Source organism: Shewanella sp. GutCb (assembly GCF_002836135.1).
GTDB lineage: Bacteria > Pseudomonadota > Gammaproteobacteria > Enterobacterales > Shewanellaceae > Shewanella.
In genome coordinates this window covers 148,729-163,862 of sequence record NZ_PJBL01000016.1, presented here as the reverse complement: position 1 = coordinate 163,862, position 15,134 = coordinate 148,729, and the positions used below count along the sequence as shown (strand labels likewise).

Genomic DNA, 15,134 nt, shown 5'->3' with positions numbered 1-15,134 from the left:
AGTCGTGTCGGTGATGTTAAAAAAGCGGCTTTAGCCGCTTTTGTTGTTTTTGCTTAGTCATCAGTTAATAGTGCGTCGATAGGCTTTTTTGACCGTTAACTTGTTAAATTGCGACCGAGGCATAATAACTGGCTACTTAGCGATCGATTTAAAAGCTATTTGAGTTGCTTAGCGGGGAATGTAAATCACACATTGTCTATATTAAGGTCGAATTCAAGCTGCAATTGTCTGATTCTTTGGTCATATTGTCCAATGAGACAAAGAGGTGTCGATTAAATAATCGGCATTTGAATTCAAGACCGTTGTTAATCATATCCGCCTAATGTTAGTTGCATTTTTCTCAATTAAAATCGATTAACCCCTTTATAGCTATGGATAAAGGGAGATCGGTGGCAACTAATTGAAACCTAAACATCTCATCAATTCGGGATGTTTGTTATTAAAACGTCGGCAACCTTTTAAAACAGGCATATTTTTCATGGCGACCTAGTGATATTTGGGGTAAAATGCGCGCGACCAGCGTGATTGCGATCGCATTTCTGTGATAAATCTGCGCTAGCTCAACACGAAAAAAAGGTTTGTTTAAAACTTGTGTGTTTAGCAGGAACGCGGCGCATTGTCTTTCCTTCATAACGTAGTGCTTGTGGATATGATTACAATAAAGAAAGGATTGGACCTACCCCTAGTCGGTGGGCCAGAGCAAGTTATCTATGATGGCCCGGCCATCAACCATGTAGCTATTTTGGGTGAAGAGTATATTGGCTTACGTCCTACGATGAAAATCAAAGTGGGCGATAAAGTTAAAAAAGGTCAGGTTCTTTTTGAAGATAAAAAGAATTTGGGCGTGAAATATACTGCTTTAGCCAGTGGCACAATTTCCGAAGTTAACCGGGGCGCTCAACGTGTTCTGCAGTCTGTTGTTATTGATGTAGAAGGGGATGACAGTATCTCTTTTGCTAAATTTGACGCCACTGCAATAGAATCAGTTGAGACTCAGCAAGTTCGTGACAACCTGATCGAGTCAGGTTTGTGGACGGCTTTGCGAACGCGTCCTTTCAGTAGAGTACCCGCAGTTGATTCAACTGCAGCCGGTATTTTCGTCACCGCGATTGATACTCAACCATTGGCAGCAGATCCTGTTGTCGTGATTGCTGAGCATAAAGCTGATTTTGAACATGGCTTAACGCTACTTTCAAAGTTAACCGAAGGTAAAGTTTACCTTTGTAAAGCACCAGGCGCTGATATTCCTGTTGCTAATGCTCAAGTTGAAGAGTTTGCAGGGGCACACCCAGCAGGCTTGCCAGGTACTCATATACACTTCCTATTACCAGCTTCTGCTAATAGAACCGTATGGCAGATTAACTATCAAGATGTTATCGCGATAGGTCAGCTATTTACTACTGGTGAGTTAAACACTCAACGAGTGGTATCTGTAGCAGGCCCTAAAGCGGTTAAGCCTCGATTAGTTCGTACTGTTGTCGGCGCCGCCATGGCTGAGTTGATTCAAAATGAAGTAAGCGAAGGTAACGTACGTGTTATCTCCGGTTCCGTTTTGAGTGGACGTATTGCCGTTGGTCCTCATGCTTATCTTGGTCGTTACCACAACCAAATTAGCTTGTTAGAAGAAGGCACTGAGAAAGAATTATTTGGTTGGGCTATGCCTGGCAGCGATAAGTTCTCTATCACTCGTGCATTTCTTGGGCATCTTTCATCTTCTCGTTTGTTTAATATGACAACGAGCACCGGTGGTTCTGACCGCGCTATGGTACCGATTGGTAACTATGAGCGAGTTATGCCGCTGGATATTCTTCCGACTATGCTACTGCGTGATCTTGTTTCTGGTGACTACGATGGCGCTGCAACATTAGGTGCATTGGAGTTAGATGAAGAAGATTTGGCACTGTGTACTTTCGTATGTCCTGGTAAGTATGACTATGCGTCATATCTACGTGACTGTTTAGATACGATCGTGAGGGAAGGCTAATGGGCTTAAAACAGTTTTTCGAAAATATTGAACCGCAATTTGAAAAAGGCGGTAAATACGAGAAGTTTTATGCGCTTTTTGAAGCTGCATATACTGTCTTCTATACGCCAGGTCAGGTGAACAAGGGTCGTACCCATGTTCGTGATAACTTGGACCTAAAGCGTATGATGATTATGGTTTGGGCATGTGCATTCCCAGCTATGTTTGTCGGTATGTACAACGTAGGTTTACAAGCACAAGACGCGTTAGCAGCAGGCTTTGGCTCTCCTGATACGTGGCAGGTTGCTTTGTTCGGGTTGTTTGGTACTGAATTGACTGCAAATTCAGGTGTGGCCGCATTGATGTGGTATGGCGCTTGTTGGTTCCTACCCATATACGCAGTGACATTCGCTGTCGGCGGTATTTGGGAAGTGCTATTTGCATCAGTACGTGGCCATGAGATTAACGAAGGCTTCTTTGTTACCTCGATTCTTTTCGCACTAACACTGCCTGCAACAATTCCTCTATGGATGGTTGCTTTAGGTATCACCTTTGGTGTGGTTGTGGCGAAAGAAATCTTTGGTGGCACTGGTCGTAACTTCTTAAACCCAGCACTTGCAGGTCGTGCATTCCTATTCTTTGCTTATCCGCTAAACATGTCTGGCGATACTACTTGGGTCGTTGCAGACGGCTTCTCTGGTGCAACTGCACTGAGCCAAGCGGCGCAAGGCACATTGGAATATGGAATTACTCAAGATTGGTGGAACGCGTTCTTCGGTTTCATTCCAGGTTCTGTTGGTGAAGTTTCGACACTGGCTATCTTGATTGGTGGCGCAGTTATCATCTATACCCGTATTGCTTCATGGCGTATCGTGGGTGGTGTTTTGGCCGGTATGATTGCCGTTTCATTTCTCCTTAACGCGGTTGGTAGCGACACTAACCCAATGTTTGCCATGCCTTGGTATTGGCATCTAGTGTTAGGTGGTTTTGCATTCGGTATGATGTTCATGGCGACAGACCCTGTTTCAGCGTCTTTCACTAATAATGCGAAATGGGCTTACGGTATCTTAATCGGTGCTATGGCGGTATTTATTCGTGTTATCAATCCTGCTTTCCCAGAAGGCATGATGTTGGCCATCTTATTCGCTAACCTATTTGCTCCATTATTTGACCATTTTGTGGTTCAGTCGAATATCAAGCGGAGGATTGCTCGTGGCTAGTAATAAAGATTCGTTCGGAAGAACACTGTTTGTTGTTGTTGGCTTATGTTTCATCTGCTCTATGTTCGTTTCGACGGCCGCAGTATTATTGAAACCGATTCAGCAAGAAAACAAATTACTTGATAAGCAAAAGTATATTCTTGAAGCTGCTGGTCTGATTAATACTAAAGACGGTAAAGTTGAGAAGGCGCAGGTTCTTGAAATATACAATAAGCATGTAGAGGCTAAACTCGTTGATCTTAAAACGGGTGACTGGGTTGAAGGTAATGCAGATACTTTTGATGCAGAAAAAGCAGCGCGTACTCTAACGACTTCTTTTGTACCGCAAAATGACATAGCGTCAGTTAAGCGTGTTGCAAATAATGCCGTGGTTTACCTTGTTCGTGATGACAACCAGCAACTACAGACAGTGATTATTCCTGTTAAAGGTTATGGCTTGTGGTCAACGATGTTTGCTTTCCTTGCTGTTGAGCCTGATCTAAATACGATTCGTAGCTTGGTTTATTACAGCTTTACCGGTTCTGGTGAAACGCCAGGTCTCGGTGGTGAAGTGCAAAACCCACAGTGGATTGCTAAGTGGACGGGTAAGAAGTTATACGATGAAAAGGGCAACCTTGCTATCAGTGTCACTAAAAACCCGACTGTTGCCGCTTCTCCATACGGTGTTGATGCACTGTCTGGTGCGACGTTGACAAGTAATGGCGTACAGCATTCTCTGACATTCTGGTTAGGTGAAGAGGGCTTTGCTCGCTTTATCGAAAAAGCTCGCAATGGAGGGATTAGCTAATGGCTGATGCTAAAGAACTTAAACAGGTTCTAACCGGACCTATCATCAGTAATAACCCAATTGCTTTGCAAATTCTGGGTGTATGTAGTGCACTAGCTGTTACCAGTAAAATGGAAACGGCGATTGTAATGACCATTGCACTTACTGCGGTAACGGCACTGTCTAACTTGTTCATCTCAATGATCCGTAATCACATTCCAAGTAGTGTGCGTATTATTGTGCAGATGACGATTATTGCGTCACTGGTAATCGTGGTTGACCAAGTACTACAAGCTTATGCTTACGATGTTGCTAAGCAACTTTCAGTATTCGTTGGTTTGATTATTACTAACTGTATTGTGATGGGCCGCGCTGAGGCTTATGCGATGAAGACACCGCCATTGATGAGTTTCATGGACGGTATCGGTAATGGTCTAGGCTACGGTGCAATTCTATTGTCTGTAGGCTTCGTACGTGAATTGTTTGGTAACGGTTCATTGTTCGGTATTGAAATCTTAAGCAAGATTTCAGACGGTGGCTGGTATCAGCCTAACGGCCTATTGCTTCTGCCTCCTAGTGCGTTCTTCCTGATCGGTGCATTGATCTGGATTATCCGTACTATGAAGCCAGAGCAAGTAGAAGCAAAAGGATAAGCATAATGGAACATTATATTAGTCTACTAATTCGTTCTGTTTTCATTGAAAACATGGCGTTATCCTTTTTCCTCGGTATGTGTACTTTCTTAGCAGTATCAAAGAAAGTTAAAACTGCTATGGGACTCGGTGTTGCCGTTATCGTGGTACTGGCAATTTCAGTTCCCGTTAACCAAATTATCTATCAAGGTATTCTTGCTCCAGGTGCTTTAGCTTGGGCGGGTGTTCCAGATGCGGATTTGAGCTTCTTGAAGTTCATCACCTTTATCGGTGTTATCGCAGCTTTGGTGCAAATCCTTGAGATGGCATTGGATAAGTATTTTCCACCGTTATATAACGCGTTGGGGATCTTCCTACCGCTAATCACTGTTAACTGTGCAATTTTCGGTGCAGTCTCTTTCATGGTTGAGCGTGACTACAACCTGACTGAAAGTTTAGTGTTTGGTATTGGTTCTGGTATCGGTTGGGCATTAGCACTTGTCTTGCTTGCTGGTATCCGTGAGAAGTTAAAATATGCTGATGTTCCTAATGGGCTTCGCGGACTAGGTATTACCTTTGTTACCGCAGGTTTAATGGCTCTAGGTTTCATGTCGTTCTCTGGTGTGTCTCTGTAAAGAGGCACCTAACGACGTCTTAATTTGAACCTTTAAGGATAAGTTAATGGGTATTCTTGAATCTACTCCAATCGATGTATATCTCGGTGTGAGTATGTTTACCGCAATTGTATTGGTTTTAGTTTTGGTTATTTTATTTGCCAAATCAAAGCTAGTACCAAGCGGAGATGTCATCATCGGCATCAACGATGATGCAGGAAAAGCAATTACAACTGCTGCAGGTGGCAAGCTACTAGGTGTATTAGCAGAGAGCGGTATTTTCGTCTCGTCTGCTTGTGGTGGTGGTGGTACTTGTGGTCAGTGTAAAGTACACGTTAAATCAGGTGGTGGTGATATTCTGCCGACTGAGATGGATCATATTAGCAAAGGTGAGGCTCGTGAGGGCTGCCGTTTATCTTGTCAGGTAAACGTTAAAGCTGATATGGAAATCGAATTAGAAGAAGAGATTTTCGGTGTTAAGAAGTGGGAGTGTGAAGTTATCTCAAACGATAGCAAAGCCACTTTCATTAAAGAACTTAAGCTGCAAATTCCTGGTGGCGATTCAGTACCTTTCCGTGCTGGTGGTTACATCCAGATTGAAGCACCAGCGCACCACGTTAAATATGCAGATTACGATATTCCTGCAGAATACCGTGGTGACTGGGAACACTTTGGTTTCTTTAACCTTGAGTCTCAAGTTGAAGATGAAACAATCCGTGCATACTCAATGGCGAACTATCCTGAAGAGGAAGGTATCATCATGTTGAACGTACGTATTGCGTCTCCTCCACCGCGTAACCTTACGCTGCCTTGCGGTAAGATGTCATCGTACATCTTTAGCCTAAAAGCGGGCGATAAGGTCACTATTTCGGGTCCATTCGGTGAGTTTTTTGCGAAACAAACTGATGCTGAAATGGTCTTTATCGGTGGTGGTGCGGGTATGGCGCCAATGCGTTCACATATCTTCGATCAGCTTAAGCGTCTTAACTCTAAGCGTAAGATTAGCTTTTGGTATGGTGCCCGTTCTAGTCGTGAAATGTTCTATGTTGAAGATTTTGATGGCCTAGCGGCTGACAATGATAACTTCAAGTGGCATGTCGCACTGTCGGATCCACAACCTGAAGATAACTGGGATGGTTACACAGGCTTCATTCATAACGTGTTGTTTGAAAACTACCTACGTGATCATGATGCACCAGAAGATTGTGAATTCTATATGTGTGGCCCACCAATGATGAACGCTGCTGTTATTAGCATGCTTAAAGATCTTGGTGTCGAAGATGAAAACATCCTACTCGATGACTTCGGTGGCTAACCCCCTCTCTAATTGGAGATCTAGGTCATAATGTTTAAGACCTTAGTAAACTGGCTGGCCCTTATTGGGTTAGCCTTTTTTATTTCAGGATGTAGTAAACCTACTGAAGTAATTTCACTGTCTGGTAACACAATGGGCACAACTTATCATATTAAAGTTGTGCGCAGCGAGTTGCTACCAGATGTTCAACTCTTGCAGGCTGAAATTGATATGGCACTTGAAAAAGTGAACGACCAAATGTCAACCTACCGACCAAGTTCTGAGTTGTCTCAATTTAATCAACTGACACGTAATGTACAGATGGAAGTCTCTGCTGATACCGCTAAAGTGGTGGCAGAAGGACTTAGGCTCTACAAGATTACCGATGGCGCGCTTGATATTACTTTAGGCCCGCTTGTTAACTTGTGGGGCTTTGGACCCGATAAACGGCCAACGACTATTCCGTCTGCAGAGATGATAAACGATGCAAAAAGCCGTACAGGCATAGAGTATCTATCGTTAAACGGCAATAAGATGAGTAAGCAAAATCCTGATCTATATGTCGATCTGTCTTCGATTGCAAAAGGCTTTGGTGTTGATAAAATAGCTGCACTATTAGACAAGTATCAACCCATGGGTTATTTGGTTGAGATTGGTGGTGAGATTAGCCTGCGTGGAACAAAAGCTGATGGTTCTTTGTGGCGTATTGCAATAGAGCAACCAGGTGATACCAGCAGTGGTATTCAGCAAGTTATTTCACTTGAAAATATGGCAATGGCAACTTCTGGAGATTATCGTAACTATTATGAAGAGGAGGGCAAACGCTTCTCTCATTTAATTGATCCACGAAGTGGCTACCCAATTGACCACAAATTAGCATCTGTTACTGTGCTGCATGCCGAGTCTATGGTTGCTGATGGTTACGCTACTGCGATGATGGTTTTAGGGACTCAGGCGTCACTAGAACTTGCTAATCGCGAGCATCTTGCGATAATGCTAATAGAAAAGCAGGAAGATGGCTTTAAAGTTTTTTATAGTGAGGCTTTTAAACCTTTCGTCACTCAGTAGTTGGAGTCGAATATGAGCACATTTATAGCGGCATTTGTCGCGTTACTCGCATTTTTTTTCTTAATGTCGATAGGCTATCTTGTTAAGAGACAGGTGGTGGCAGGAAGCTGCGGTGGTCTAGGCGCGCTAGGAATTGAGAAAGCATGTGATTGTGATGATCCATGTGATAAACGTAAGGCCAAAATGGCTGAACAAGAACGTCGCGAAAAACTAGAACAGAACAGAATTATCTAAGTTCGTGTTGGCGATGGTTATTAAGGCTCCTCTTGAGGGGCCTTTTTTATATCTTTTATTGTTAGCGCTAGACACTTTTATCTGCTATCTAACAGCTGAACATCCACTTTAAAGATCGGTAAACTCACAGCTCTCCCGATTCAATACACTAGTTTTGTTCGATTAAATCGAGAATTAACGACGTGCGCGCCAATTAGGAATTGTAGTGCTAATGATAATGGTTACCTTTCATAAAGAATTGAAATATAAGGTTAATTTGTTTTTGTATGTTTTTTGCTCTAGGCTGTGGTTATTGATATAGATCAATTTTACTAAGGATGAGCAGATGAAAGGACAACCCAAGGTCATTAGCCAGTTAAATAAAGTGCTGACCAGTGAACTGACCGCAATCAACCAATACTTCCTCCATGCCCGAATGTTTAAAAACTGGGGATTGGGTGAGCTAAATGAAAAAGCTTACAAAAAATCAATCCAAGACATGAAGCATGCCGACAAGGTTATTGAACGTATTTTGTTCCTTGAAGGGCTGCCAAACCTACAGCAATTAGACAAAATCCGTATTGGTGAGCATAGCCAAGAGATGTTGGAATGCGACAAAGTGATGCTAGAAGAGCAACTTGTTTCATTGCGAGAAGCAATTGCTCTATGCGAACTGTCAGCAGACTATGTCAGCCGCGACATGTTAGAAGATCTGTTAGAAGATGAAGAGGAGCATTTGGATTGGCTTGAAGCCCAATTAGAGCTTATTTCACTGACAGGCATTCAAAACTACTTACAATCGAAAATGGACTAACCGGAGACTTTTATGAAAGGCAATAAAGAGGTTATCGACACATTAAACAAACTGCTCACCGGTGAGTTGTCAGCAATGGATCAATATTTCGTACATGGACTGATGTATGAAGATTGGGGCCTGAATGAACTGCATGAACGGATCTCTCATGAATCTGATGATGAGCGTGAACATGCTAAGAAGCTAGTGCAACGTATCTTGTTTTTAGAAGGCACTCCTGATGTTGCCAGTCGCGAGCCGCTCAATATCGGAAAAGATACCGAACAGATGCTCAAGAATGACTTAGCATACGAGTATCAAGTCGCTGATAACTTGCGTGTGGCAATTGCATTATGCGAACAGAAAAAAGATTACCAGAGTCGTGAGATTTTAGAGGTTTTGCTCGAAGAGACCGAATCAGACCATATGTACTGGTTAGAGAAACAGTTAGGCCTGATTGATAAAGTCGGTTTACCTAATTATCTACAAAGTAAAATGTAGCCTGCTATTTTTACAATAGATAGATGACTTAGTAGGCACCTGAGCTTCGACTAGTGATGGTGCCTAATGCTCTCTATCGTTATTGCCTAGACTTTTATATTGCCCATCTTTGTGGTTTATCCACTGCTGTACAGTGAATATTCAGCTTCTCTAAGTTACTATTATTCTCAAATTTAATACCATAATTAGTGGCACTGTTGGTTTTTTAGACTAATATTAAAGTCCAGTAGTGTGATTAATTCGATAGTTATTTTAATAGATAACGTGAACACAACTTGAGAAGAAAGGAGAGATTATGATGATTACAGGCAATAGCAACACATACGAAAGTGAAAATCAGCTAACAATCGAACGTCTTCTTGGTAAGATTGAACGACTAGAGCAACAACTTGAGTTGGCTCAGTCTGGAAATCGTCGTTCACAGGCAATGCACAAAGCTAACACGACTAAATCTGCTCTTTCTGCAGATGAGCTGTCAATGCTGACAACTCTATTTTAATCTTTAGGTCTCTTCAATTGTGCTCTGTTTAGTGCTAGAACTGTCCAAATTTTTTGTTAAAACATCTTGTTCTGCTATTACACAGTAACAAACAATATTATAGTTTTTCACTTGCATATCATTAGCTAATGTTATTGGCTACCGCGATTAATCCTCTTCGTTCTCAGTTAGCCCCTAATTAAGCTGCTAGTAATTAATGTTGTACTTTGTGCTTTAATCTTGTCAAATTTCTGTTAAATTCATTATTCCTAAAAAAATATAATTATAAAGGGATATAGGATGCATTGGTTTAAACGCTCGCTAAGTATGCAGCTAGTTGTGGCAATTGTTGGGGCTTTGGCGGTACTTTTTACCCTCGTTGCATTGTTCTTAGTTAAGAATGAAAGTGCCAGTACCCGTCAGCAAATCGACAACGACCTAAGCGGTCTAGTACAACTTAAATCTAACGAAGTTCGCAGCTATTTTGTCGCTAAAGGTCAATTGATCCACGCCGTCTTTGCTGATCCTATGGTGTTAGAATGGTTCGGTAAATATGATAGTCGTTCAAGAGACCTCTCTTCAGATAAACAATACCAAGCTATTGTTGACTACTTTAAATTTTTCTCCGATAAAGACAGCGACATTAAGTCGGTGTTTTTCGGCTCCGCTAATACCTTTGAGTACTTTGACCTTAATGGTCGCTACAACGATAGTGAGTACTACACTAACAAACGCCCATGGTGGCAAGAAGCGATTGATCAAAACGGCATGTTTGTCGGTGATCCAGCCGTAGATGCTAACGACGGATCAATCTCGGCAACAGTGAAAACAGTTGTAAAAGATCAGTCCGGTCGGTTTATCGGCATTGGGGGGATGGACATATTAATCGACACCATAGGTAGTGAACTACTAGCGCCGATTAAATACCAAGGATCAGGCCAAGCCTTCTTAATTACCGATGCGGGTAAATTGGTCTACTTTCCTGGTTTTACTGAACAATTCCCACCTGGCTCTGATGTTGAAAAAGTGGATAGCCAATTTAGAGACACCAAAGGCTTTAGTACCTTAAGCCAACAAATGCAATCACAAACCTCTGGTTTTGCCGAAGTCACTTTTAAAGGTGAGCAGCAAAGAGTGAGTTTTGTGGAAGTGGGGGGGGATTTCCCCGAACAGAAATGGCATTTGGCGTTCATGTTGCCAACGGCGGTCATTGAGGCTCCAGTGACCGATGCTATTATCAACTCAATTTTACTCTCTTGTTTGATCATGCTTTTTGTCGGTGTAACGGTGTGGGGAATGTTGCTTCCGTTTAGAAAACAGATCAATAACTTACTGCGAGCGATGGAAGATATTGCTGAAGGCGATAATGATTTAGCTAAGCGTATCCAAATGGACAGAGAGGATGAACTTGGACAACTGGGTGATGCATTCAATCGATTCGCCGCAAAAGTTCAGGGAATGCTACAAGATACTCGAGACTTAACTTTAGAAGTTGAACACGGCGTTTCAGCTGCGTCTGAAGTCAGCGAACGAGCGCTTAACTCCGTCGCGCAGCAGAAAGCGGAGATAGCCTCTGTTGCAACTGCTGCCACCGAGATGGCGCATACTAGCCAAGAGATGGCAGCAAGTGCACAACGTGCTAGCGACTTTGCCGATAAGGCACAAGCTGAATCGATAGAGGGGGGAGCCATCGTTGCGCAAGCGACTCAAGGTATGCAGTCTTTATCGGTGCAGGTGATTGAAGCCGCTAAAGTGGTTAAGCAATTACGCACCCGCTCTGAGCAAATAGGTGAAGTCCTCAATGTCATCAGAGGCATTGCAGAACAAACCAACTTGTTAGCACTTAACGCTGCTATTGAAGCTGCAAGAGCTGGTGAGCAAGGGCGTGGTTTTGCGGTTGTAGCTGATGAGGTGCGCACATTAGCCTCGCGCACTCAAGATTCAACCGCGAACATCCAAGAGATTATTCAGACGCTACAGCAAAATGCTAATGAAGCTGAGCAAGTGATGGAAGCGGGAGTCGAGCAGGCTAATATTGGTCAGGATCTCACCGCTAAAGTTGAGCTGGCGCTCGATAGCATTACCGGTGCTATTGGCGCTATTCAGCAGCAAACCATCGAGATATCGGCGGCTGTTGGCCAACAAGCGGTGGTTGCTGAAGAGGTGGCATGCAATGTTGAAAATGTTCGTGCTTTATCAGATGATTCTTTGGCGGCAAGCGAAGAGCTATCACGTAACTTTGACAGTTTTGCTCGGGTAACAGAGTCATTGTCGAGTAATATTAAGCAGTTCAAAATCTAGGGGCTGTTGATCTTTCACGGTTGTTTTTGCCGCAGTTTATTGGCGATTTTGACAAGGCGGAGGTTATGTCGTTTAGTCATTCTCCACAAATAACTTACAACACAGTAAAAATGGCCAAGAAGCGCGGCCCTTCGGGTTCGTTTCAGTGATTTTAGTCCTTTATGACTAGAATGCGTTACGAGCTTTTCGCTTAGCCAGCTAAGCAGCATCGCTCAAGCCTTGTACTAAAAGCATTGAATTCGAACAAAAACCAAGCTCGAAAGATCAATAGCCCCTAGTACTCTGCAGTATTGAGCATGAGATAAAGCTCGAGATTAAACCCAAAAATGGAGCCCATTGGCTCCTTTTTTTGATCCAATCATAAGCCATTAATACGTATCCACTGCCGCTGAAAGCACTATTTAGTTAACTTTGCTTGAGTACTGTTTTTATATACAGTAATATCTTCTGTAGAGGGCTTAAGATTGCAAAAAATAATTCATGTCGATATGGACTGCTTTTACGCTGCAGTAGAGATGCGTGATTTTCCAGAGCTGAGAGGCAAGCCCATTGCAGTGGGGGGAAGGAGTGATCGCCGTGGTGTTATCAGTACTTGTAGCTATGAGGCCAGAAAATTTGGCGTGCGCTCAGCAATGGCATCAGGTTATGCACTCAAGCTTTGCCCTGATCTCATTTTAGTGCCTGGCAGGATGCAGGTATATAAAGACGTTTCCAGTCAAATTCGCGCGGTGTTTGCTAAATATACCAGTCTTATTGAACCACTGTCTTTAGATGAAGCCTATCTCGATGTGACTGACAGCCCTCATTGCCAAGGCTCTGCCACGCGTATTGCAGAAGCCATCAGGCAAGATATTTTTCAGGAAACGGGGCTTACAGCCTCCGCAGGAATAGCGTCAGTTAAATTTTTAGCAAAAATAGCATCCGATCTTAATAAACCTAATGGCCAATATGTTATCCGTCCTGAAATGATTGAAGAGTTCGTTAAAACACTGCCACTGATTAAAATTCCAGGGGTAGGTAAAGTCACCGCTAAAAAGTTAGCTGATATCGGCCTACATACCTGTAGTGATGTGCAAGCCTATCCGGATAATAAGCTAGTAGAGCGATTTGGAAAGTTTGGTTCTGTGTTGATAGAAAGGGCAAAAGGCATAGATACCCGTGGTATTTCGTCCAACAGAGAACGTAAGTCAGTTGGGGTAGAAACAACATTAGCCAAAGACATACATACATTAGAGCAGTGTAAAGCCGTTATGCCGCAACTGATTCAAGAGTTAGGGGCCAGAGTGGGTCGCAGTGCCAAAAAGCGTACCATTCATAAACAAGTGGTAAAGCTTAAGTTTGATGATTTTAAACAAACTACCATAGAGCACCGTAGTGATGAGGTCTCGGTTAATTTGTTTTATCAGTTATTAGGGCAAGCCTTGGAAAGGCAGCAAGGTAGAGGTATTCGTTTGTTAGGCGTTGCCGTTGGGTTGGCGTCTAGCGCATCGACTGACGATGAGGTGCAAACGGTTGCTCCACAGATGGACTTAGGGTTTTAATCAAATGGTTTAAACCAAGGACTTTTAAACAAGGGCTGTAGAACGAGTATGTTAGTCGCCTTATTTTAATGCCTTTGTTGGTCAATGTTAGAATACTGCAAAGTACTCATCGAAAAAAGCCGCTAAACAGTTAGCGGCTTTTTAGCTTGTGCGTTTGACTCACCGCACAGGTTACAGGCTAATTTAGCTGCCTTTAACGGGTGTGCGTTCAAGTACCGCTAACAATAGTTTCCAATATTGGCCAACGGTGGTGATGTTAACCTTTTCGTCTGGGCTGTGTGGGTAGCGAATGGTCGGACCAATAGAAACCATGTCCATCTCAGGGTAAGGCTTTTTAAATAAACCACACTCAAGACCAGCATGGATCACCATAATCGTTGGCTCTTTTTTATAGATGTCGGCATACGTTGCCCGAACACTTTCCATTACTGGTGAGCTGTTGTCAGGTTTCCAACCAGGATAAGCACCGCTAAATTCAACGTTGGTACCCGCAAGATTACTCAAAGAGGTTAATACGCCTTCTATCTCTTCGCGGCCAGAGTCGATTAATGAACGGATAAGACAAAGTATTTGAACAGAATCTGTTTCAGTACTGATGACACCGACATTAAGCGAGGTTTCTGTTACGCCTGCAACTTCGTCACTCATACGCACTACGCCGTTAGGGCAGGCATTGAGGATATCAATTAAGATCTGTTGTGAGTCTTCACTCATCACCTTTGTTTCGGCTGGGATCTCAGTCAATGTCAACGTAGTGTCAGGATCTGCAATCGCTAGCTCTTGGCGAACTAAGGCTTGGAACTCAGCTATACGTTGCTGCAGCACTGTCACGTTTTCAGCTGGGATCATAAAGCTAAACTGTGCTTCACGCGGAATAGCGTTACGTAGTGAACCACCAGTGAAGTTAGTTAGCTCAAGTGCAAGCTCATCGCTATGATCGAATAGGAATCTAGCGAGTAATTTATTCGCATTACCGCGACCCAAATGAATGTTAACCCCCGAGTGACCGCCTTTAAGACCTGCTAACGATAACGTGAAGCTCGAGTTAGTCGGCTCTGGAGATTGCCACACCATAGGAACACTGATTTGACCGTCAACGCCGCCGGCGCAACCCATGTAGATCTCACCCTCTTGCTCAGAGTCTGTGTTGATAAGAATTTCAGCTTCAAGTGTGCCAGCTTCTAAGCCAAATGCGCCTGTCATTCCAGCTTCTTCATCGATAGTCAATAAGACTTCAAGTGGACCATGGGCAATATCATTAGCGCCGAGAATCGCTAATGCTGAAGCCATACCGATGCCATTATCAGCACCTAACGTAGTGCCTCTCGCTTTAACCCAGTCACCATCAACGTAAGCATCGATAGGATCTTTTTCAAAATCATGCACTTTGTCGGCATTCTTTTGTGGAACCATATCTATATGGGCTTGCAGTACCACTATTTTACGATCTTCCATGCCCGCAGTTGCAGGTTTTTTGATGATCAAGTTACCGACTTTATCTTCAATAACGGAAAGCTGCTTGTCTTTTGCCCATGCTTGAATGTGCTCACTCAACGCTTGTTCATGCTTTGAAGGGTGTGGAATGGCACAGATTTGTTCGAACCATTGCCATAGTGCTTGTGGTTGTAGCTGGTTTAGTGCGGTCACAGAAAATTCCTCTATATCTAAGATTATCACTAGAGCGCTGGTGCGCTGGAGGCTGAAAATGGCAATATTCTACCATAGTCTTTGTTTGCGCAAGAGGGGTTTA

At 43.2% G+C, this 15,134-nt stretch carries 14 protein-coding genes; 13 read left to right on the top strand and 1 reads right to left on the bottom strand.

Annotated elements, in window-relative coordinates:
- Positions 1-649 precede the first annotated feature (649 nt).
- From CXF86_RS09210 to dinB, 13 genes are all read left to right on the top strand, one after another.
- A complete protein-coding gene (locus tag CXF86_RS09210; RefSeq protein WP_102038840.1) occupies positions 650-1,984 on the top strand; it encodes a Na(+)-translocating NADH-quinone reductase subunit A in 1,335 nt (444 codons plus the stop codon).
- Complete coding sequence (locus CXF86_RS09205; RefSeq protein ID WP_101089957.1) at positions 1,984-3,183, top strand: NADH:ubiquinone reductase (Na(+)-transporting) subunit B; 1,200 nt, start codon at positions 1,984-1,986, stop codon at positions 3,181-3,183. The genes CXF86_RS09210 and CXF86_RS09205 overlap by 1 nt, the downstream gene beginning before the upstream one ends.
- The gene (locus tag CXF86_RS09200) at positions 3,176-3,970 is read left to right on the top strand and encodes a Na(+)-translocating NADH-quinone reductase subunit C (protein ID WP_101089958.1); all 795 of its coding nucleotides are present in this window, start codon (positions 3,176-3,178) and stop codon (positions 3,968-3,970) included. Before CXF86_RS09205 ends, CXF86_RS09200 begins: the two co-directional genes overlap by 8 nt.
- Positions 3,970-4,602, top strand: coding sequence for an NADH:ubiquinone reductase (Na(+)-transporting) subunit D (locus CXF86_RS09195; protein WP_101089959.1), 633 nt, complete (start codon positions 3,970-3,972; stop codon positions 4,600-4,602). The genes CXF86_RS09200 and CXF86_RS09195 overlap by 1 nt, the downstream gene beginning before the upstream one ends.
- A gap of 5 nt (positions 4,603-4,607) precedes the next feature.
- Entirely contained in the window at positions 4,608-5,216 is a 609-nt protein-coding gene (nqrE, locus tag CXF86_RS09190; protein WP_101089960.1) for an NADH:ubiquinone reductase (Na(+)-transporting) subunit E, read from the top strand.
- A 46-nt stretch (positions 5,217-5,262) separates the two neighbouring features.
- Positions 5,263-6,510 carry an NADH:ubiquinone reductase (Na(+)-transporting) subunit F gene (nqrF, locus tag CXF86_RS09185; RefSeq protein ID WP_101089961.1) on the top strand — a complete coding sequence of 416 codons (1,248 nt, stop codon included), beginning with the start codon at positions 5,263-5,265 and terminating at the stop codon, positions 6,508-6,510.
- Between the two features lie 30 nt (positions 6,511-6,540).
- Positions 6,541-7,557, top strand: a complete 1,017-nt coding sequence (locus CXF86_RS09180) for an FAD:protein FMN transferase (RefSeq protein WP_101089962.1) — start codon at positions 6,541-6,543, stop codon at positions 7,555-7,557.
- A 12-nt stretch (positions 7,558-7,569) separates the two neighbouring features.
- Entirely contained in the window at positions 7,570-7,791 is a 222-nt protein-coding gene (nqrM, locus tag CXF86_RS09175; protein ID WP_101089963.1) for a (Na+)-NQR maturation NqrM, read from the top strand.
- Between the two features lie 325 nt (positions 7,792-8,116).
- Positions 8,117-8,584 carry a bacterioferritin gene (gene bfr, locus CXF86_RS09170; RefSeq protein WP_101089964.1) on the top strand — a complete coding sequence of 156 codons (468 nt, stop codon included), beginning with the start codon at positions 8,117-8,119 and terminating at the stop codon, positions 8,582-8,584.
- A gap of 12 nt (positions 8,585-8,596) precedes the next feature.
- Complete coding sequence (bfr, locus tag CXF86_RS09165; protein WP_101089965.1) at positions 8,597-9,064, top strand: bacterioferritin; 468 nt, start codon at positions 8,597-8,599, stop codon at positions 9,062-9,064.
- A gap of 295 nt (positions 9,065-9,359) precedes the next feature.
- The gene (locus tag CXF86_RS09160) at positions 9,360-9,563 is read left to right on the top strand and encodes a hypothetical protein (protein ID WP_101089966.1); all 204 of its coding nucleotides are present in this window, start codon (positions 9,360-9,362) and stop codon (positions 9,561-9,563) included.
- Positions 9,564-9,842: 279 nt separating this feature from the next.
- Positions 9,843-11,843 (top strand): methyl-accepting chemotaxis protein, encoded by a 2,001-nt coding sequence (locus CXF86_RS09155; RefSeq protein ID WP_101089967.1) that lies wholly within the window; start codon positions 9,843-9,845, stop codon positions 11,841-11,843.
- A 464-nt stretch (positions 11,844-12,307) separates the two neighbouring features.
- Positions 12,308-13,384 carry a DNA polymerase IV gene (dinB, locus tag CXF86_RS09150; protein WP_102038818.1) on the top strand — a complete coding sequence of 359 codons (1,077 nt, stop codon included), beginning with the start codon at positions 12,308-12,310 and terminating at the stop codon, positions 13,382-13,384.
- 183 nt (positions 13,385-13,567) lie between these two features.
- Here the strand turns inward: dinB and CXF86_RS09145 are convergent, their stop codons facing one another.
- Positions 13,568-15,031 (bottom strand): aminoacyl-histidine dipeptidase, encoded by a 1,464-nt coding sequence (locus CXF86_RS09145; RefSeq protein ID WP_102038817.1) that lies wholly within the window; start codon positions 15,029-15,031, stop codon positions 13,568-13,570.
- Between the last annotated feature and the right edge of the window lie 103 nt (positions 15,032-15,134).